This is a genomic window from Flavobacterium sharifuzzamanii (assembly GCF_003254585.1).
Taxonomy (GTDB): Bacteria; Bacteroidota; Bacteroidia; order Flavobacteriales; family Flavobacteriaceae; genus Flavobacterium; species Flavobacterium sharifuzzamanii.
Genome location: NZ_QJGZ01000039.1, coordinates 515,025 through 539,815, shown reverse-complemented (window position 1 = coordinate 539,815; position 24,791 = coordinate 515,025). Strand labels below are relative to the sequence as shown.

At 36.5% G+C, this 24,791-nt stretch carries 4 protein-coding genes; all 4 read left to right on the top strand.

Annotation, left to right across the window (positions count from 1 at the left end; genetic code table 11):
* The first annotated feature begins 2 nt into the window (after positions 1 to 2).
* Complete coding sequence (locus DMA14_RS15080) at positions 3 to 410, top strand: hypothetical protein (RefSeq protein WP_238989979.1); 408 nt, start codon at positions 3 to 5, stop codon at positions 408 to 410.
* Positions 407 to 1,858: a gliding motility protein SprC gene (gene sprC, locus DMA14_RS15075; protein WP_111425419.1), complete on the top strand. Its 1,452-nt coding sequence runs from the start codon at positions 407 to 409 to the stop codon at positions 1,856 to 1,858. The genes DMA14_RS15080 and sprC overlap by 4 nt, the downstream gene beginning before the upstream one ends.
* A 1-nt stretch (position 1,859) precedes the next feature.
* Positions 1,860 to 6,599, top strand: coding sequence for a PorP/SprF family type IX secretion system membrane protein (locus tag DMA14_RS23070; protein WP_111425418.1), 4,740 nt, complete (start codon positions 1,860 to 1,862; stop codon positions 6,597 to 6,599).
* Between the two features lie 132 nt (positions 6,600 to 6,731).
* Positions 6,732 to 24,767, top strand: a complete 18,036-nt coding sequence (locus tag DMA14_RS15065; RefSeq protein ID WP_162536291.1) for a T9SS type B sorting domain-containing protein — start codon at positions 6,732 to 6,734, stop codon at positions 24,765 to 24,767.
* Positions 24,768 to 24,791: the final 24 nt, after the last annotated feature.

Here is a 24,791-nt window from a genome sequence, read left to right as displayed (position 1 = left end):
TAATGGTATCTACGAAAAAATATTTAATATATATAATATTTTTGGTTTCGCCTATATCGTTAACTCTATATGCACAGAATACAGCAGAAAATCCTACTAAGGCTGCTGTTTCTGCGTGTGGTTTAACTTTGGCTAATAATAACCAAAACAACAATAATAATGCTGTTGTAAACGGCAAATTAAGTAATTTAAATCAGTCTATAGTAGGGATGTCCACCCCCAAGGATAGCCTTACTATAGCGGCTGAGTCAAATACTGTATCTAGCGATTGTGAGGAGAACTCAACACTTGCAGCAACTTCAATTATTGCAAAAGAGGTAATTGAAAACTACAAGTATGATTTCTCTGAAACATTCATAGATATCTTGTTTTTTGAGCGTATAGATCTAGCAAGAACACGCACTATATGATTCAAAAAATTACTTTATCTTTTTTTAAAGTTTTAATATTATTCAGCATTATCTTTTTTACTGGATCGAGTTCTTATGCGCAGACTAAAACGATAAATCCTCAAGTTTTGGATTTTGATAGAATCTGTGCTGGACCCGGAGGTAACGAATATAATGCGACTTTTACCTATAGTGGTTTTCCTGCGGGAACAGTGTTTGAGGTTGAACTTTCAACTAACAATTTTGTAAACATTGTAAAAACTACCACAATTGCAGTATCCGATCCTGCCAGCAATCAAAAGAGAATAACGTTTGCAGTTCCAACAGATTTGGTAGGATCAGATACTTATAGTCTTAGAGTTTCTACTGCTGGATTTTCTAGCGGTAAATTTGTTTCTTTTGGTTTAAAGAATGCTTTCCCAATTTATTACAGAGCACATGATCAACAGTATACCATTAATAATTTTAATGGTTCTGCGGCATTTTGTGCAGGTGGTAGTTTTGTTTTATCAATAGATAATGTAGCTACTAATCCGGATTCACCTTTAAAGTATCCATCTCTATCATACAACTGGTACAGAGATAACGGCGAAACAGCATTACCGACACTTGTTCAAGGAAATGGAGGGAAAGATTACACTGTTACAACACCTGGAATTTACTACGCAGAAACAAATTATGGCACATGTACTTCTGGATCGTATTCAAATCGTGTAACTGTAACATCGGTTGCTTCAGGTTCATCGGTTACGATCGAATCAAGTTTAGGAAACCCATTTTGTGCTAGCGGAACAGGAACAGTCTTGACTGCTACTTCAGGAAATAGCTATCAATGGAAAAAAGATGGCAATCCAATTGCAGGAGCTATAAACCGTACTTATTCAACCAACGAATCTGGAGTTTATTCTGTAGATGTGGATTTTGGCGGATGTAAGGCTACAGGATCTATTAATCTTAAGAGCAATAGTTTTAATGCAAGTATCGATGCTCAGGATGGATATAAATTAAACGAAGGTGAAACTGTAACGGTAACTATTACAACTGATGCTACGGCACCAATTTATGAGTGGTATTTAAATGATAATTTAATTCCTAATGAAACATCAAGTTCTTATGTTGTAGCCGTAAAAGGTAACTATAAAGCAAAAGTTTCTCAGGCATCAGGATGTATAGCAAACAAAGAATTTTCATTTAGAATAAATGGAGAGTCTGGCCTATCAAGTGTTATTCCAAACATTATTAAATTAAGCGGAATGAATCCGTATTGGAATATTCCAGACGAGTATAAAAATGCAAATACGAAGGTAATGATCATTAGTTCAAACGGAGAAATGGTTTTGGATGTAGTGAATTACCAAGGCGATTGGCCTCAAAACAATATAGATTTTAAAAATGTAAATCCCGTTTATTACTATGTCATTCAAGGCGATGCAGGTGAAAAAAAAGGATCAATAACGGTTATAAAATAATATGAAGAAACTTTTACTATTCATCACGTTATTTTATGGTTTGTCAAATGTACTCTATTCTCAAGATGCTTCTGAGGATGGAGTTGTTTCGTTTTCATTACCCATTAGAAATTCTTTAAAGTTTAATAGATATTTAATTAACCCAACATTTAGTTTTGTTAGAGAATCAAATCCATACGTAAGTTTCTATAATAAAAGACAATGGGTGCAATTTGAAAATGCTCCGCAGACGTATTTAGCTAATTATTCTGGACGATTTAGAGAGAATGAAGCATTTGCTGTAGGCTTGTTTCAACAGAATTATGGTTTAATGACTGTTTTTGGAGGAGTTGCCAATTTTGCTCACAATATTGTTTTAGAAGAGGCTAGTAATTTGACATTTGGTTTAAATGTTGGAATTTATCAGAGTGGTATTAATACAGGGAAAATTATATCAGACGATTCTACAATTTTGACGGGAGATTTTCCAAAAAGTACATTACTGACTGTAAATCCAGGGATTAATTATGGTACAGAATTTTTAGATTTCGGATTAGCAGTAAACAATTTAGTGCTTTACAATTTCGGATCTGGAATGGTAAAAGAAGATCCTGAAAGAGCCATTCAGTTACATGCTATGTATACGGGATATATTGACAGTTATGGCTTTTTTGACAGAAGTAAATTTTCTGGAATTGTCAGAACAGAAATCAAAAAAGATAAAACGGTTATTTCTGGACTTGCTATGCTTGCACTTCAGCAAGGAGTTTGGGCGCAAGCTGGATATAATACATTATATGGAGTTTCTGCAGGTCTTGGGATTAATATTTCTCCAAGTATTGCTATTGAATACAATTACGAAAGAGGAATGGGTAATTTCTCAAATCTAGGCGGGTCGCATGAATTTGCTATTGCTTATAAATTTAAAAATAGAAATTACTATTATGGAGATGATGATGAAGGATCTCTAATTGATCCGTCAAAATCAAAACCAGTACCAGCTAAACCACAATCAGAAGCAACTCAGGTTAACAGAGCTGAGATTGCTGAAAAGAATAGATTGGCGGCAGAAGCAAAAGCCAAAGCCGATGCCGAAGCAAAACAAGCAAGACTTGCCGCTGCAGAAAAAGTTAAGGCAGATGCAGAGGCTAAAGCGAAAGCCAAATTAGAAGCAGATAATAAAGCAAAAGCAGATGCCGAAGCAGCCGCAAAAGCAAAACTAGAAGCAGATAATAAAGCTAAAGCAGATGCTGAAGCTGTTAAAATAAGATTAGCTGCAGAGGCAAAAGCAAAAGCAGATGCTGCAGCTGCAGCAAGAGCACAAGTTGCAGCAGCAAACAAAGCGGTAGCTGAAACACAAAAAACACAAGCACAACTGGCTGCAGATAAAGCTAGAGCAGATGCCGAAGAACGCAGAATAAAATTGGCTGCTGATAATAAAGCAAGAGTTGATGCTGCAGCGGCAGCAAGAGCGAAAGCCATAGCAAATAAATCTGGTGAAGTTGAACAAAAAACACCAGAACAGTTAGCAGCAGATAAAGCACAGGCAGATGCAGAAGCATTAAAAATAAAATTGGCTGCTGATGCTAAAGCTAAAGCCGATGCAGAAGCTTTACAATCAAAAGTTGCCTCAGCAGATAAAGCTAAAGCAGATGCAGAAGCTGCAAAAGCCAAAGCGGCCGCGGCGAATGCAGCAGCACCGACACAACAAAAAACAGCTGCACAGCTTGCTATAGAAAGAGCAAGAGCAAATTCAGAAGCTGCAGCAAAAATGAGATTAGCTGCTGCTGAAAAAGTAAAAGCAGATGCTGAAGCAGCAAGACAAGCAAGATTGGCCGCTGCGGAAAAAGCAAAAGTTGATGCAGAAGCTGCAAGATTAAAATTAATTGCTGATAATAAAGCAAAAGCAGATGCTGCTGAAGCAAAACGTAAAGCAGATGCTAAAGCAAAAGCGGAGGCCGCAGATATGCAGTCAATATTAGCTGCAGATGCAAAAGCAAAAGCAGATTCAGATGCATTGCAAGCAAGATTAGCTGCTGAAGCAAAAGCAAAAGCTGCCGCAGAATCTAAAACAAAATCTTCTATAGATGCAGCAAACAAAGCCAAATTGGCGGCGGATGCAAAAGCTAAAGCAGCAGAAGAAGCAGCACTTAAAGAAAAATTAGCAGCTGAAGCAAAAGTAAAAGCTGACGAAGAAGCAAGACAAGCAATTATTGCCGCAGAATTAAAAGCAAAAGCTGATGCAGAAGCATTGAAAATAAAACAAGCAGAAGAAGCTAGACAAGCACAACTAGCAGCAGAGGCAAAAGCGAAAGCCGATGCAGAAGCACTTCAAGCTAAACTTGTAGCAGATGCAAAAGCAAAAGCTGATGCTGAAGCAGCCGCAAAAGCAAAATTAGAAGCCGATGCAAAAGCAAAAGCTGATGCAGAAGCAGAAAAGGTAAGATTAGCTGCAGAAGCTAAGGCTAAAGCCGATGCAGAAGCAGAAAAAGCAAGACTAGCTGCTGATGCAAAAGCAAAAGCTGATATGGAAGCTTTACAAGCTAAACTAATCGCAGATGCTAGAGTAAAAGCCGATGCAGAAGCTACTGCGAAAGCTAAAGCAGAAGCCGAAGCGAAAAAATTACAAGAAGAGGAAGATGCTCGTCAAGCAAAATTAGCAGCTGATGCAAAAGCTAAGGCGGATGCAGAAGCACTAAAGGCGAAACAAGCAGCTGAAGCAAAAGCAAAAGCTGATGCTGAAGCAGAAAAAGCAAGATTAGCAGCCGAAGCTAAAGCAAAAGCTGATGCAGAGGCATTAAAAGTTAAACAAGCTGCTGAAGAAAAAGCTAGAATAGAAGAAGAGGCGCGTCAGGCTAAATTAGCGGCAGACGCTAAGGCTAAAGCCGATGCAGAAGCACTTCAAGCTAAACTAGCAGCAGATGCAAAAGCAAAAGCCGATGCAGAAGCATTAAAAGTTAAACAAGCTGCTGAAGAAAAAGCTAGAATAGAAGAAGAGGCGCGTCAGGCGAAATTAGTGGCAGACGCTAAGGCTAAAGCAGATGCAGAAGCACTTCAAGCAAAACTTGCAGCTGATGCAAAAGCGAAAGCAGATGCAGAGGCATTAAAAGTTAAACAGGCTGCTGAAGAAAAAGCTAGAGTAGAAGAAGAGGCACGTCAGGCTAAATTAGCTGCAGATGCTAAGGCTAAAGCAGACGCAGAAGCACTTCAAGCTAAACTAGCAGCTGATGCAAAAGCAAAAGCAGATATGGAAGCTCTACAAGCAAAACTGTTAGCGGATGCAAAAGTTAAAGCTGATGCTGAAGCTACCGCAAAAGCTAAAGCAGAAGCCGAAGCGAAAAAATTACAAGAAGAGGAAGATGCTCGTCAGGCTAAATTAGCAGCTGATGCTAAGGCAAAGGCAGATGCAGAAGCATTAAAAGCGAAACAAGCTGCAGAAGAAAAAGCAAGATTGGATGAAGAAGCTCGTCAGGCGAAATTAGCAGCTGATGCTAAGGCTAAAGCAGATGCAGAAGCACTTCAAGCAAAACTTGCAGCAGATGCAAAAGCGAAAGCAGACGCAGAGGCATTAAAAGTTAAACAGGCAGCTGAAGAAAAGGCTAGAGTAGAAGAAGAGGCTCGTCAAGCGAAATTAGCTGCAGACGCTAAAGCAAAAGCCGATGCTGAAGCACTTCAAGCTAAACTAGCAGCAGATGCTAAAGCAAAAGCGGATATGGTAGCTGAACAAGCAAGGCTTCTAGCAGAAGCAAAAGCAAAAGCCGATGCTGAAGCTACAGAGAAGATGAAAGCTGAAGAAGAAACAAGACGCTTAAGAGAAGAAGAAGAGCGTCAAGCGAGATTAGCAGCAGAACAGGCAAAAGCAGATGCAGCGGCAGCGACACTAGCAGCAAAAGCGAAAGATGATACTGGAAAAGCAATCGAAAACTTGACTAAATCTGTTGAAGGCACAAGTAATATCCAAACGGATTTATTAAATCAGTTTAAAGCAACTGTTGCGAATAAACAGAAAGACTTAAGCGATTTGAAAGAGGAGAATGATTTAAGTGAAAAGGGTATTTATAGAGAGCCAAAACCATTTAAGAGTGTAGCAGCAGAAAATAGCCAGATTGAGTCATTGAAAGTTCAGATTGCTGATGCAAATAACAGCATGAAAAATGAGATTGCGAAACTGACTAATCTTTATAACGAAAGACTTAAAAAGTTCCCTAAAGATGATCCTTTGAATAAAGCTTATCTTGAAAAGATAAACGAATTGAAAGCGGCGCAATTAAAAATGGAAAGAGAAGGAGCTGCTTTGATTGCCGATTTAGAGCGTATTAAAACAGAGACTGAAATTGAGCGTAAACGTAGAATTAAACGTGCAGCTTATGAGAATGATGAAGGAAGATATGCACAGGACGTTGCTTCGCTTAAGAGAATTAAAGAAACAACAAAATTGAGTGGCACACCATTAAAATCAAACGATTTTGATTTTGGAGAGGAGCAGTCAAATATGCAGATTATTAAAAATATTAAAAACTCTGACAGTGGTTACTATTTAATTGTTGCGGTACATAATAGTGTAGAGAAACGAGATGAGTTCTTAACAAAAGCAGTGGCTGCAGGACGTTCAGATATTAATTTCTTTTATAATGTAGCTACAAGTAAGTACTATATCTATTATGAGAAATACGATGGTTTACAAGAGGCAACAAAAGCATTAGATGCAAAAGGTAGTAAACCATATAATGGAAAAATGGCCATTGTAAAAGTGGAGAATTAATAGAATATATAATTTGAAAAAACTAGTCCTTCCGAATTTTCGGAAGGGCAAATAAATAAAAGTTTAGAATGCTGAAATTTATTTTTTAATGCCCCTTAAAAAATTTAAAAGGCCAAAAACAAAATGAAGACTATGAAAAAACCTACTATTTTTAAAGTATTAATTGCAGTCGTATTTTTATTGTTAAGTTTATCTTCCTATTCTCAGGTAAGAGAAGGTTTCAAAACAGAATATAGCGCCAGTTTGAATGGAGATATTTTGGTGATTGGAAACAACATCTTAAATAGAGATGAAAATAAAAAAAATCAGCGCGCAAATGATGCTTTCGACGATGTAACTAAGGTGAACGACAATTTCGATATGAAATATATCGATATTGACGGCGATAGCAATACCTTTAATTCAAGTTCTGCGAAACTAGTGATTCCCCAAGCTAGTCAGGCATGTTACGAGATTGTATACGCTGCTTTGTATTGGGCAGGAACTTATCAGGGTACCGACCGAAGCAAAATCGCTAACGTGAAATTAAAAACACCTACAGCGGCATACAAGCAGTTAACAGGTACAATCATCTATGATGAAGGAAAACCAGGTGTTACCAATGTATATGCTTCAAAACCGTATGCTTGTTTTAAAGAAATTACAGATGAAGTTAAGAGTGCTAAGGATGGTGTTTATACTGTAGGTGACATCATGACTTCTGAAGGAAAAGTGACTCCTGGAGGTAACTCTGGTGGCTGGTCTATTTTTGTAGTTTATAAAGATCCATTATTACCAAACAAGTTCATCACAAGTTTTAATGGTTTTGGTATTATTAGAGCGAGTGATCCACCGTTGGTGATTCCTGTTTCAGGTTTTAGAACGAATCCATTTGGAGATGTAAATGCAAAACTTGCTTTTGCTGCATTAGAAGGTGATGCTTCCTTAAAAGGAGACGGACTTAGCATTCAAGGTTTAAAATCTGCTACAGCAGGAAATATTTCTTCACTTGTAAGACCAATTGCACCGGGCAACCCTGGTACACCAAACTTTTTTAACAGTACAATAACCGATGGTGATATTATTTTGCCAGGTCGTACTCCTGCCAGTATAAATACTTTAGGTTATGATACTGGTGTGGTAAAAATTGACAATCCAAATAATACGATTATACAGAATAATGAAACAGATGCTAATCTTACGATTAACACTTCTCAGGATTCTTATTATATGTTTTTTACGGCTTTATCAGTAGAAATTATTGCTCCTAAAATTGTATTAAAAAAGAATGCTTTAGATAAAAACAACAATAATATTAATGGAAAGCCGGTAACTTTAAATCAGGATATTCAATACGAAATTAATTTTAGAAATGAAGGAAACGATAATGCGAAGAATTTTACTATAACTGATGAGCTTCCTAAAAATGTAATTTTTGGTGGTCTTAGTGGTATTACAATGGATTCTAGAATTACAGCAACATATGATGCTGCTACTAGAAAATTAGTATTCACAATACCTGATGCAATGGTCGTTGCGAATGGTCCGCTTACACCATATACTATTAAATTTAAAGTAAAAGTTGTAGATGACTGTAACGAGTTAATAGATGCGTGTTCTAACAAAGTTGAAAATATAGCTTTCTCTAGATATTTTGGTGAAAAAAATACTTCACCAGAAGGTTTTGGAGAAGGAAGTTATTCTTCAATCTCACAATGTAATGTTGGAGAACCAACTGCTACAAACTTTTTAGTTGGTATTCAAGATTGTTTATTTAACAGAGATGTTTCAATATGTGGTACCGCTACATTAACAGCAGCTTTAGGTTATAAAACTTACGTATGGAGAGATCCAAACGGAGTTATTTTTGGCGGAAACAATAGAACAGTTACTATTGATAAACCAGGAAAATATACGGTTAATAATAGTGGAGCTGATAACTGTGAACCTATTATGCAAACGTTTAATGTTAAAGATTATCTTGCAGGGACAATTGCAAATCCAATTAAAGGAGATAATATTGATCCAGCTACAGGACTTGCTTATGCCTGTGTGAGAGATAATAAACCGTTTCCTAAAATTTTCTTGTGTGGTCTTAACGATAAGAGAGAAATTGACACAAAAATTACAGGTGCAACAAAAGTAACATGGCAGGAAACTAAAGATGTTCCTCCAGCAAATCAACCAAATCCAGAAAGCTGTCCTTATGAAGGAGCAACAAACTGGACTACTATCGTTGATAATGATACAAAGTTTGTTGCTGACAGACCTGGTGTTTTCAGACTTGTTGTAAATTATGGCAACACTTGTGTGGTGATGCATTATTTTAATGTTTATCAGAATAAACTTGATACACAAGCAGAAAAACAAGATATTGTTTGTAATACTAAGGGTTGGATTAAAGTTACAAATCCGCCAGAAAATACAGGATATAGCTATAGTCTTGATGGGACAAATTATCAAACATCAAGTACTTTCAATAATGTTCCAAAAGGAAGTTATAAAGTTCAAATCAGACAGACTGTATTAATCGACGGTCAAATGTCTGCATGTCCTTTCTATGTAGATGTAAATGTTGAAGAACTTGTATTATCAGCAGATATCAAAGCAACTCACCCTATTTGTACAGGTCAATTAGGAATTATAAATGCAAATTTAAATAACGTTCCTGGTCAGTATAAATTTGTTCTTAGAAAGAAAGGTAGTACAGTAGAGATTCAAAACACAGGTTTGATCGATGATAACTTTAAAGAATTTAAAGGAGTTGAACCAGGAGTGTATGAAGTTGATATGTCTACAGCTAATAACGGCTGTTTCATAACGAAAGAAATCGAAGTATACGATTATCGTTTGGCTGCTGAGGCAAAAGTAACTAAAGATCTTACAGCATGTGCCAATGGTGAAATTACGGTGACAGTTACAGGAGGTACTCCAAGACCAGGCCCACCACCATATTATATGTATTATGTAAATGGTAACGCTGATTACTTTACTAGCCCGATAATAACGGTTACACCAGCTGATTTACCTGCTGACGGTATTTTCAATATTGTGGTTGTTGATGATAAAGGATGTTCTGTAACAATTCCTCCTATCAAAATGATCCAAATTGTAAAACCGACAGTTACATTTGATACTAAAAACCTTGCTTGTTACAATTCTAAGGAAGGTGAAATTTCGATGACTGTTACTCCAGCAGATTCTGGATATGCAGTTTCTTATAATGTAAATGGTGGAGCTTTTACAACTTTGCCAACTACAAACCTAAGTCCAGGTGATTATAAAGTAATTGTAAAATACACTTACGATGGTGTAGATTGTTTTGATCCAGAGCAAACTATAAAAATAACAGGTCCAGGTTCACCGTTAACGGCTTCTGGTGGTGTTGCTGAATTATCAGGTTGCGGACCAACAGGACATGAAGAACAAGGTTTAGTCAGAATTACGAATCCACAAGGGGGTGTTCAATTCCCTGCACCGGATCCTTATCGATATAGTTTTGATGGTGGAAAAACTTGGCAAACAAGTAATCAGGCTTATGTTGATCCTAGTGCTACACCATATACTTTATTAATTAAAGATGCGGCAGGCTGTATTTTTGAGGTTAAAGGAATTGTTCTAGATCCAAAACCATCAAAACCTACTTTTGATGTTTCAGATGCTGTTTACAACTGTAACGGACAAGGGACAGTAACAGTAACTGCTAATGTTTCTACAAGCGCAAGTTATACTTATTCATACTATATAGGTAAGCCAGACCCAGCAAACCCTGGCAACTATATTTATGCATTAAATACAAACACTCCTGCTAACGTCTTTAAAGATGTACCTGCAGGTGATTATAAAATTAAAGTAGAATATACTTTAGTACAGGCTCCTACATTTAGCAACTTATTGAAAGAGGATTTCGGAAGCGGGCCTCCAACTACAACACCTGGTATTGCAGCTGCATATTGTTTTAATGACCAGAGAACAACGAAACCTTTTACTTGTTTGGATCCTTCCGGTAATCCTAGTCAATCTGTTGAAGATAATCAGTATTCTGTAGCGAGTTTCTTCTGGAGACCTGATGACCCAAATAGTAATAATTCTGGAGCTTGGTTCCATTACAAAGATCATACTACAAATCCAAATAATTTGGATAATGTAGGAGATCCTAATGGTAGATATTTATTAGTAAACGTTGGTAATGCTGCTGGAAAATATGGTATTTTATACAGTAAACCAATTGTAGACGTTATTCCTAATCAGGATGTAATTGTAGATTTTTATGTAGGTAATTTATTAATGCCAACCTATAACAGTGCTGCGCCAATTATTAGAATTGAATTGGTTGACGGAACAGGAAAAGTTGTGGCCAGAGATGATACAGGAGAAATTGCTCCTGGCTTTAATCACCCAGACAGAAAAAAATGGGTACCGATTAGTATAAAACTAAATCCAGGTGACAATAAAAATTTAACTTTTGTTGTTCGTTCTGGAAGTGAAGTATTTAATGGTAATGACTTAGTTATTGATGATATTTGGGTACGTCAGTTACCAAAATCATGTTTATCTGCTGAAACATTAGATCTAAAAGTAGAAAACGGAAAAGGATTTAAAGCTGAAGTTAAAGGTATTACAGGAGTTTCTTGTAGTGATAGTGCTGATGGTGGTTTTAGTATTTACGCAGAAAACTTTAATACAACTGATGGTTTCTACTATACATTAAATGGAGGTGATCCATCTCCAACATGGGTAAATTCTAAAGTTTCTCCTGTTGTAATCTCAGGAAAAAATTCAGGTGTTTATGATGTTCGTGTTCGTTATGCAAATGATGCGGCGTCTTGTAACTTTACAATTCCAACAACAATTCCTGCTAAGGATCCATTTGTTGTAAATGCAATTGCATCAGCGGCTACTTGTAAAGGTGCAACTGTTACTGCTACTGCTAGTGGCGGTACACCAGCGTATACTTTAACATTAAAAGATAAAAACTCTACTTACACTAGAACTTTCCCAACCGATGGAATTTTATATGAAGTTCCAGCAGGTACTTATATTATTTCAGGAGTAGATTCTAAGTCTTGTTCTGATGCAATGGATACAGAACTGGTAATTGATCCAGCCTCTAAACCACAAGCAGAAGTAGTACAGAACTCAGGATTGTGTTTTGATAATAATGCAGGCGCAAAAATTACAGTTAATATTATTGGAGGAGTTGGTCCTTTTACTTATAAAGTAAGTACAGATGGAGGAACTACTTATGGATCTTCAAGCGCTTCATTTAATACAACATCATTTGATTACAAAGTAAATGCGCCAGGTAAATATAGTTTCTTAATTACAGATGCTAATAGTTGTGATGCTTTGGCAGTAAGCCAAACAATTGATGAGCAAATTTCAGCTCGTTCATCTATCAGTGGTGCATTAACTTGTACAACAGGAAAAGCTACGATTGAAGTTACAATTAGTGGAGGAACTGCTCCTTATAAATACGAAGTAAAAAATAAAACAACTAATGGTGTTTTATTTAATAGCGGAGATATTACTGGTCCTACATTTACATATACAGATGTTCCAGGAACATATGTTTTCACAATCACAGATAAAAATGGCTGTAAAGCTGTTGAAGAAAAAGAAATTAAACCAACAGAGCCTGTAACTGCTGAACATAAAGTTGAAAATGTTACATGTTATAATGCTGCAAATGGATATGTAGACATTACACCATTAACAGGTGTGGCTCCATTTACATATCAGTTTAATGGAACAGGTGCTTTTGGAACAGCCACTCATTATGGTCCATTAGCCGGTTCAGTTGCCGGAATTACTTACAGCTATATTGTAAAAGACAATTTAGGTTGCGAGCAATCGTACACATTTAAAGTTTTCCAACCAGAAGATTTAGTGCCTTCGGCATCTATTTCTACACCATATACTTGTGAGACATTGGCAACTATTACTGCATCTGCAATAGGTGGTAATGGCGGTTATAATTTTGAATTAAAAAATACAACTACAAATACTGTAGTTGGAAATAATACTACAGGTCTTTTTGAGAATTTGACAATTCCAGGAAGTTATTCTGTTACGGTTACAGATAGTAAAAATTGTTCTAAAACGGTTGTCGCAGGTACAATTGTGGCACCGAATCCTCCAAAAGGAATGACAATTAATAATTCAGCTGTAACTTGTCCTTCAAATCAAGCAACAGTAACTATTACTAATGTTGTAGATGCTGCTGGAGTAGCACTTCCAACAGCAGGTTTAGAATATAGAATAAAAGCACCAGCTGCTTATGCTACAACGACATTCCAATCTAGCAATACTTTTGCAGGATTAGATGCGGGTGTAATTTATACTTTTGAAGTTAGAGATGCTAATAAATGTGTTTTCGAAAAGATACATGAAATTAAAGCATTGCCAGTTTTTGAGATTTCAGTTAAATCTCATAATAATATAACTTGTAGCGGAGCTACAGATGGTACTGCAATCTTTACAGTTTCTGGATTGGGTAACATTGTTAGATACAGCTACCAAGTTGATGCTTTAGCACCAGTTACAGCATTAATATCACCTGCAGTAGGAACTTCATTTGATATTTCTGTAACAGGATTAAGTGCAGGAACTCATAAAATTGTTGTTACTAATACAGATACAACTTGTTCTAAAGACCAAACGGTTGTAATTGATGGACCAACAGCTAAATTAGATTTAAATCCAGAAGTTGTTACAGATGTTACTTGTGATAATAAAGGTACAGCGACAATCAATGCAGTTGGTGGTTGGGGAGCTTATGAATATACAATAACTCCTACATCACCAGCAGGAACTGCAATTACACAACCAACAAATGTGTTTTCAAATTTAAATGCTGGAACTTATGACGTTTTAGTAAAGGATCTAAATGGTTGTGAAGTAAAAGGCGACTTCGTTATTGGTACTGTAGCACCTCCTACAGCATCAATTGATGCGACTACAGATTTGTGTGCTGGCGGAACAGGAGCTACAATTGTTGTTACTCCAAATGCTGCACCAAATTATACTTACAGTCTTAATGGAGGTACACCTAAAAACAATGGTACTTTCACAGGATTAATTCCAGATGATTATGTTGTAACTGTAAGAGATATTTCTACAGGATGTTCAATAGATTTACCAAAACAAGTAGTGGCTATTCCAGTAGTTGTTACTGATCATAAAATCACCAAAAAACTAGATTGTAGTACTAGTGCAGATGCTATTATTGAAGTTACAATTGGTAATGGTTACCCTGATTACAAATATAGAGTTAATGTTAATGGAGCTGGTTTCCCTGCTACATATACAAATGTTGGAGCAGGCGTAACTACATTTACATATCCTGCAGCTGTTGCCGGTTCTTATGTTTTTGAAATATTAGACAGTAAAGGTTGTACAACTGGCTTTACAGAAAACGTTGCGACGAAAGTAACACCTGATTTTACAACAGATATTACTCATGTTAAATGTTTTGGTGAGTCTACAGGAAAAATAACTGTAACTGCAACTCCAGCTTCAGGAACTTACGAATACAGTAAAGATAATGGAGCTACTTGGCAGTCGACTAATGAGTTTATAGGATTAGCAGCCTCTACTTACGATATCGTAGTTAGAGACACTAATACAAAATGTTCTGTTCCTAAACCAGTAACGGTTAATGGTCCAGCAGCTAAATTTGAAGCGGATGCAAAAGTTACAACTGATTTAAAATGTGGAACTAACAATGCATCTCAAGCAGCTATTATAACAGTTACTGCTTCAGGAGGAACTCCTTATACAGGTGCAAACAAGTATAAATATACTTATGATACTGGAAATCCAGCTACATCAATAATTTTATCAAATTCAAATACATTTACAATTAATGCTTCTGGTACTGTAAATATAACAGTTACAGATGCAAATGGTTGTACAGTAGCTACTTCAGCTACGGTTGTGCCTTTAACTCCTCCAACGGCTATAGCTTTTTCATCTCCAGCTATTACTTGTGAGGCTTCTAAATTAACAACAGATTTATTAGTTACAGTTACTGGTGGTAAATTGCCATTGAAGTATGAGATTACTAGCTATGTTGCAGCAACTGCACCAGCAGTATTAGTAACAACTCAAAATTCTAATACTTATACTTTTGCAGGTTTAGTACCTGGAACTTATAATTTCACTATTACAGACGATAACGGATGTACAAAAACAGGAACAGCAGTTATCGATCCTGTAACTCCAATTTTAGAGTCTGGTAAAATTGATACTAATGTATCTTGTAAGGATTTGGCTGATGGTAAACTTGTTTTCACCATTTCAGGAAACACTAACGGAACTACAGGTTATACTTATAGTTTAGTGGGAGCTGTTACGGGTACAATTACAACTGGTATTTCTAAAACAGGAGATGTAATCACATATTCTGGATTAAAAGCAGATTCGTATACATTTAGTGTTACAAACAACCTTACAAAATGTGAGGCTCATGAAACTATCGTATTAACAAATCCTACAGCAGTTACTATTGTAAGCGCAACTGGGCCTAAAGTATTCTGCGATAGAAAAAATACAACAATCACTGTAACGGCAAATGGCGGAACAGGAATATTATATTATGCAGTGGTTAAAGCTGGTTCAACGGCACCTGTTTACCCTGCAGATTACACGACTTCAACAACGTTCTCTAAAGATACTGATGTTGATGGATTAGATTATGATGTTTATGTAAGAGATGAGAAAGGCTGTCCTGCTCAAACAACAGCTCATATCACTAGAGATCTAGTACCAACAATTGATGACCCTGCAGTAACTTGTTTTAAAACAGGTGGTGCGCCAATTACAGTTACTATATCTGGCACAACATATAATGGTGTTGTTCAATATGGAATTGATGGTGTTTACAGCAGCGATCCAGTTAAGACTATTTCTGCTCCTGGAGATTATATTTTAAGTGTAAAAGACGATAATGGTTGTGAAGCCAAAAAGCCTTTACATGTAAATAGTCAATTGACACTTACAGTTACACCAGAAAAAGATGTAACTTGTACAGCTACATTGCCAGCAACTCCAGACGCAAAAATTACTTTAACGGCTGCAGGTGGTAATAGTACGTATACTTATGAATACAAAAAAGGAGCAAGCGGAACTTATACAGCAATATTACCAGCAGGAACAAACGTATTCTATACTTCAGATCCAGGAGATTATTACTTTAAAGTAAAATCAGACGGTTGTGAGGCAGAATCTACTGTTCCAGTTGAAGTTACAACTCCAATAAAACCTGTAGCAAGTGCTGTAGCAACTCCTACATTGTGTTCTGGTTCTAATGAAGGAACAATTAAAATTACTGTTACTTCAGGAGGAACTCCACCATTTTATTATACAATTGATAATTGGGTTACAGAAAACCAAACAGGTTACTTCACAGATTTAGCTGGAGCAACTGGTACTGGTTTAGAATATACTTACCAAGTTCGTGATAGTAAAGGATGTCTTAGTGCCGCATCAACCAAAGTTGCTGTAGTATCTCCAGATCCTGTTACTTTTGATACTGAACAAGAAAATATTGAATGTGATAAAACAGTAGGGGGTTCTGGATCAAGTCTTGGTTCAATTACTGTTAAGGATGTTAAAGGAGGTTCAGGATCGTATGTATACTACCTTACAAGTAATTTTGGTTATAGTGCTTCTTTTAATGCGCCAACTGGAGAGGATAAGACATTTGAGATCATTGATTTTGGAATTTATACCGTAGTTGTTAAAGACCTTAATGACTGTACTTTATCTAAACAAGTTGTAATGGCTTCTCCTCCAGAGGATTTAGATATTGATGTTACTACAACGGCTTCGGACTGTGTAAACGCGGGTACAGCTATTGTTACGGTTAAAGTTATAGTTCCTAGTGCAGATTATGAATTTGGATTATTAGAATATAATACTGCTCCGTATACAAATAATTATAGCGGTCCAGATGTTGCTGGAGGTACAGTTAAAACATTTAAGAATTTAATTCCAGGAGTAACATATACTTTCGTAGTTCACGATAAGGCAACAAATTGTTATTTCTTAAAATCTGCAAATGGACCAATCCCACCAGCTTCTTCATTAGTAGGACCAGCGATAGCTACAAATGTTACTTGTAAGAATGCTAACGACGGAAGCGTATCATTTACAGTTTCAGGATGGGCTCCAACTACTACAGATGTAAGATATCAAATTTTTAAAGAGCAAAGCAATGTACCAGTAAGCGGAGAAATAAATGTTTCAGTTTCTGGAACTTCATTTACGAGAACTTACCCAGACCCTCTACCAGGAACTTTGGCTCCAGGAAGATATTATATTGCTTATACTGAATATAATGGTGCTGTTAAAGGCTGTCAGTCTTCGTCTGGTACTTTTGAAATAAAAGAATCTACGACAGATTTAGAGGTAAAAGCATCAGTGATTAAAAATGACAACTGTAAAGATCTTGCAGGTATTGTAAAAGCTCAAGCTTCTGGCGGAACAGGACCATATTTTTATCAAATAGTTCCAGATGTTCTTCCACTTGGCTTTGGCGCTGAAGACACAAAACCAACAGCTGCTTCATTTACAGCTGCTCATACTGCAAGTACATTCTATGTTAATTCAGGAGATTATCTAGTTTGGGCTAAAGATTCTTATGGCTGTATTCAACCAACAGTTGTTTCGGTTAATGTTCCTTTAGATCCAGCTCCAGCAATTGCTAATTTGGCTATTGTAAACAAATGTGCTGCTGAAGGTGCGTTTGAGGTTACTGTTTCAATGACAACTCAAGGTATTGCTCCTTATTACATTAAAGTAAATGGCGGTGATTTCATTGAAATTAAAGATGCAGTACCATTCCCTTATACAATTAAAGGATTAAGTTCTGGTCCAGTAAATGTGACCATAAAAGATTCTAACGATTGTTCAGATTCGAAAAGTATTACTATTACAGAAACACCTATTGCAAGTGCACAAGTAACTAAACAATTAGACTGTTCTGTTTCCGGGAATGCGGTAGCAAATGCTACAATAACAGTTAAAGTTGAAAAAGGTACTCCAGCATATACTTATGAAGTTAAAAAGGGTACAGCGGGTACGTATGCTGCTATTAATCCAACAACTACTGTAGTGGCTGGTGTTACAACATTCACATATCCTGTAACTGCGGCTAATGCTGATGTATACCAATTTAGAATTACAGATGCAAATGGCTGTCCAATTGAGACTGCGCCAGTTAATGTTGATGCAATTGTGCCAATTGTTCCAGATTATAAAGCTATTCAGCCTTTATGTAATGGAGGTAATGGTACTATAGAAGTATCTGCAAAAGGAGGAAAAGCTCCTTATAAATATAACTTTAATGGTTTAGGATTCTCTGATACAACACTATATACAGTAGGTGCAGGAACTTATTCATTTATTGTAAAAGACGCTTTAGGATGTGAGGTCACTAGTTCAGCAACTTTAGGAGAACCTACTTTATTAACTTTATTAACTCCAGATATTACAGGACTTACTTGTGGCGCTGGAAATGTAGCGCAATCTGCAACAGTTATATTAAAAGCGACTGGTGGTACTGGTGCTTACACGTACAGTTTTAATGGAGGTGATTTTATAGCTAAAGATACATACACTGTTACCGAAAATAGTACAAAAACAGATCAGCACATTCTTTATGCAATAAAAGACGAAAATGGATGTACAGTAAATGGTTCTGTAGATATTTTGAAATTGGTTCCTCCAACAGGATTTGATTTTAAAGCAGGACCGGTAATAACTTGTACAACTTTAGATACAAATGTTGAAATTATAAATGTTGCAGGAGGTGTTGGGCCTTTAACATATCAAAAAATTTCACCAACATTTGAAGATAATGGAACAAACATATTCGCTGGTTTATTGCCAGATGTTGAATATGTATTCCAAGTAACAGATGCTAATAAATGTACGTTCCAAAAAAATCTTAAGATTCCTAATGTTGTCAAAATTGATATCAAAGAGACATCTAAAGATGGAATTACTTGTTTGACTGCAACTGACGGAAAAGCAACTTTCTATGTATCAGGATTTAATACAACTTATCATTATACACTTGATGGAGTTGGAGTTCCAGGTAATCATTCGAACCCAGTAATCAGTCTGACTGGATTATCAGCAGGAGATCACACGATTGAGGTTATAGATGATGCAACTGACTGTCCTAAGGATATTACGGTTAATATTGCAGCTCCGCCGGCGGCTTTAGTTTTAGCAGCTCCAGTAGTAACACCTTTAGGATGTACAACTTCTGGTGCAGTTACTGTAAAAGCAAGTGAAGGATGGGGAGATTATACATTTACGCTAACACAGCCAGATAATACAACTATTACGAATACTGATGGTATATTTAAAAACCTTACTCAAACAGGATTCTATGATATTAAAGTAAAAGACGCAAATACTTGTTCGGTAGAAGTATTAAATTCATTCGAATTAATTACTCCTCCTAAACCAACGTTAACAATTGCGACAACATCTGATTATTGTTATTACAATACAGATTCAACAACTTTAGTAATAACAGCGGCAAGTACATCTACTTTCCCAATTACATATGAGTATTCTATTGATAATGGCGAATCATGGCATTCAACAAATACATTTGATAAATTAACTCCGAAAACGTATGTAATAAAAGTTAGAGACAACTATGGTTGCGAATCTGCTGCAACAACAGTAGAAATTAAACCACAGCTTTTTGCTTCAATCGCAATGGAGAAACCAATTTATTGTGCTGGTACGCAACCTGCTGATGGAACAATTAGAGTTAAAGCGGTTGGTGGATATGCTCCTTACAGATATACTTATACTTACAAAGGAGTTACATCTGGGTTAATTAACTTTACGAATGCATTGTACTCAGATTTTAATGTAGTAGATACAGATTATGGAGTTTATGTGTTTGATGTATATGATGCCCGTGATTGTCACGTAACAACCAATACGGTTGATATGGTGCCTCCTACGCCGGTAACATTTAAAGTAACACCGACTTCACCAAATTGCTCGGATCCGCAAGGAAATATTTCTAATGGTTCTATATTAGTAACATTAGACCCTGGTAATGATGATCGTGATTATACGTACACTATTCAGCGTACGCTTCCAGCAGGTGGTGCCTTGATTTCTCAAAGTACGCCTTTATTTACAGGTTTAATTGCAGGAACTTATACAGTTAGAGTTATTTCAGGAAAACAATGTTCAGATAGTCAGCCTATTGATATTGTGGTACCTCCAGCAGTGGTAGCTAAAGCTACACCATCAGCATTTACATGTTCAGGTACTAACATGCCAAACTCTACAGAAGTAGAGGTGACAGCTACAGGTGGTACAGGTCTATATACTTATAGTGAAAATGGTACAAACTGGATAGAAGGCAATAAATTCACTGTAAGCAACGATACAGCTCAGACATTAACATTCTATGTTAAAGATTCAAATGGATGTATTGATGATGTTCAGATTCCAATTGCAGCATTCCCTAAATTAACGGGGGCTGTAGCAAGTTTAGGTGATAGAGCTTCTTGTGATAACAGTGGACATGAAACAATTCATGTAGAAATTGCAGGCGGTGCTTCTCCGGCTAATTTTGAATATCAAGTATATCAAGATGGTCAGATTTTAGGAACTGTGGTTCAGGTTAACCCAGGAGACAGCAGTTTTGACTATATAGCTCCAACTGCAGGTCATTTCTATCAGTTTAAAATAACAGATAAAACAACATTCTGTTCTATTATAACAAATGCTTATCAAGTGCCGTTGTACAATACTGCAAAAGTTATTGCTACAGCTTCTTCATCAGTATCTTGTAACGGTGGAACAAATGGTGAAATCACAATAGATGTGATAGATTATAAAGGAACTTACACATATCAAGTTTGGAATGCTGGTGTAGCAGTAACAGGGGTTTTAGGACCTATTGATAGTAGAACAGATAATCCATTTGTAATTCCGGTTGGAGTTGGTGCAGGAAGTGCTTATACTGTGGTTATCAAAGAGATTGACTATCCGTTCTGTTCTGTGACTTCTAATACATTCGAAATCACTCAACCACCAGTATTAGATTTGATCAGTTTCAAACCAGCTGTTAAAAATCAAAATTGTAATACAGCAGGTGCGGTTATTACAATCGATGAAACACAAATCGTTGGAGGTACTAAAGGATACAAATATGTTGTGGTATTACCAACAGCAGGTGTTCCAGCTGACGGTTCATTCAAAGACGAAAAAATATTTACAATTCCAACTACAGCAATTGCCCCAGCAGTTGATACATGGAATGTATATGTAATGGATGCAAAAGGATGTAAAGCATTTGTACCAGTAGACATTTCAAAAGACCCAATGCCAGCTATTACAAATGTAAGTGTGGTTAGTCCTTGTTATGATGTTAACGGTTATACAATTAACGTTGCAGCTACAGGCGTAGCTCCTCTAGAATACAGTTTAGATGGAGAGCAATATGGAAAAGATGCTTTCTTTACTGTAAAAACTGCGGGAGATTATACGGTATGGGTTAGAGATGCTAATAAATGTGTTGTAAAAGCTGCAACCGCATTTAATATTCCAGAACCGCTTACTTTAAAAGCAGAGATTACTACAGATCCAACTTGTATGACTGCTAATGGTGTAGTTACATTAACTGCAGGCGGAGGTAAAATGCCAGCACAATATGTATACACAAAAGATAATTGGACTACAACAACTGTAGATAACGTATTTAAAGATTTAGCGCCAGGTTCTTATACATTTATTGTAAGAGATATTAGCACAAGTCCAACATGTGAGAAATCGGTAGATGTAACAATCGAAACGCCAACTCTAGTTACTGGAATCACTGCAAAAGGATTTGATGTAACTTGTAACACTTATAAAGATGGACGTATTGAGGTTAAACTTGATGCTGCAAATAACAACCCAGAGTACAGATACAGTCTTACTGCTGGTCCAGTAACTAGACCTCTTCAGGATTCTCCATACTTCTATGATTTACCAGCTGGTGATTATGAAGTAACTGTAATCTCTGGTAAAGGATGTCCTGGAACTGCTACAGTAAAAGTAGGTGAGCCAGCTGCTATATTGGTAAACAAACCAGTAGTTACACAATACTTATGTAATGTAGGTAATACAGCTATCGACGCTACTATTACAGTACCAGTTGGTTCAGTGAGTGGTGGTTCAAATACGTATATCAGATACCAGTTTATAAGAGATGGTAAAGTAGTTCAAGACGATGATAGAAACACTTATACAGAATCTGATTACTTAGGTGGTACTTACGAAGTTATTGTATTTGACAGCAAAGGTTGTCAAGGCGGATACTCTTCAGTTAAAATTGATCAGTATGTAGATATTGCTCGTTTAGATCTTGCTACAACAAAAATTAACTGTAGAGATGCTGAGTCAGTTCAGGTAACAGCTATTCCAACAAGAGGAACATTACCAGCATTGACATACACAATTGAAGGTACAAATGGTACAGTTTACCCTGTTACAAATGGCTTAAATGGCTTATTCACAGGATTAAAAGTAGGTACTTACTTAATTAAAGTTACGAATCCGGTAACAGGTTGTGGTGTTGAAAAACCATACATTGTTAACGAACCGAATACGTTCCGTTTAATAGCGACAAATATTAAAGATGTAACATGTTTCACAGATTCAAACGGTAGTATAACATTAACTTTAGTTGATGATATTCCAACTCCATCAGATGAAGCTGGTCCATTTACATATGTATTAACACACGAATCTGGAGCAAGCGTAAGCGGAAACTCAAATGGAGCAACAAAAGTTGACCTTTCTGGCCTTGCTGCTGGTAAGTATACATTTGTAGCACAATTAACGGGACTTCCATATTGTTCTGTTACTACAAACTTTACGATTCAACGTCCATCAGCTGCGTTAGAAATTAAGGTGAATTCTAAACCAATTTCTTGTCTAAGCAATACAGATGGAGAGATTGTAGCAACTGCAACAGGAGGATGGACTGGAGATTATCAGTACAGACTTGATGGACCAGTTACTAAACCATACTCTGCTGAGAATAAATTTACAGATTTACCAGCTGGATTGTATACAGTTTACGTAATGGATGCGAACGGATGTGAGGATTCTGATACAGTTAGATTATCTATTCCTACTCCAATAGCAATAAACATTAGTGCTACACCAATGTTAACATGTTTTGATAATGAGGATGGAATTGTGACAATCAATACTGTTACGGGAGGTTCTGGAAATTATACATATACCCTACACGGAGTATTAGTTGACGGAACAGTTATTACTGCGAAAGCACAAGGATCAAATCAGTTTACAAATCTAAAAGCAGGAACATATTATGTGACTGCAAATGATACTTGGGGCTGTACAAGTGATTCTAACAAAGTAACAATTGACCAGCCAGAAATTGTAAAAGCAACATTGTCAATTGTAAAAACAGAAACTTGTCAGCAAGTTCCAGTTATTAAATTAACGGCTGTTGGTGGAGTTCCGCCTTACTATTACAGTGCAGATGGAACTAATTACACAGGACCATTTAGTTCTTTCATAGATATTACATTGCCAGTTACAACAGCTGCGACAGAGTACAAGTATTTTGTAAAAGATTCTAAGGATTGTAGAAGTTTTGTATCTAACACTACAGAGTTCAAGCCAGTTCCAAAATTAGAATTCGAGAAATCTAGCAAAATTGATATTAAATGTAAAGGTGGAGCTACAGGTTCTATTACAGTAGTAGCAAAAGGAGGTTTAGGTAACTACAAGTATACTTTACAAGATGCTGCAGGAATCGATATTACTCCAGCTCCAGCACAGGCTATTCCTGGTACATTTACAGAATTGCCAATAGGAACTTATAAAGTGAAGGTAACTAGCTCAGATTGCCAAACAGTGTCAACAACATTTGTATTGACAGAGCCAGCTACATCGTTAACTGCTGATGCAATTGCTACGCCTTTAACTTGTAACGGTTACAATAACGGTAAGATTACTGTAAATGCTCAAGGAGGAGTTGGTGCATATAAATATGCAATTGAACCTGAATTCAAACAGTTCTTTGATAAAAATGTATTCGAAAACTTGAAACCTGGTTTCTACGATATATTAGTTCAAGACGAAAATGAATGTTATGTTTACATTAAAGATGTTGAGGTAAAAGAACCAGATCCAATCGCAATTACAGAAGATCTGACTCTTAGACAAGAAGAGCACTGTGCGGGTGATAAAGATGCTCAATTTGTAATTGATGTTACAGGAGGAACTAAGCCTTATAGCTATAGTCTAGATAATCAAAACGGACCGTTTACGTTAGGAGACCCTACGCAAACTAGATTTACGTTCTCTAGTCTTGAAGGTAAAGCACATACAGTTTACATATTAGATGCTAATCAATGTATGCAAGAGATTACAATTAACATGGCACCGCCTGTTACACTTAATCCTACTATTGAAGTAACTTATGATTGTGTGAACAATGCTCAAGCAAACATGGTTGTGGTAACAATAGATCCGTCAAATACAGATCCAACACAAGTAACGTATGCTCTAGATAATGGAAATTTCCAACCTAGCAACATCTTTACAAATGTTCCTGCAGGACCTCATTACATTACAGTTAAACATACAAACGGATGTGAAGTAACTCCAGATTTGTTTGAAGTAAATGCTGTTGATCCAGTAAGTTTAATAGATGTAACAAACCAAAGCAAAGACATCAACACAATTGTGGTTAAAGCTGCTGGTGGAGTTGCTCCTTATGAGTACAGTTTCAATGGTGAGCCATTTACATCATCTAATAGCTATAGAATCTATAAAACTGGTGATTATGTAGTTATCGTTAGAGACAAAAATGGTTGTGAGGCGACAATAACAGTTCATGGTACATTCTATGACTTCTGTATGCCAAACTACTTCACTCCAAACGGTAGTACTGGAACAACAATTGGTCCAGATTGTGGAGCATTAGCATACAAAGAGTTGACATTTGATATTTATGACAGATATGGTAGAGTAGTTGCGAAATACCGTGTAGGTGGAAAATGGGACGGTAGATATCATGGTCAGGAATTGCCAACAGGAGATTACTGGTATGTTCTTAAATTAAATGATCCGAAAGATCCAAGAGAATTTGTTGGACATTTCACACTATACAGATAACAAAATTATAGCCCCAATGATGTT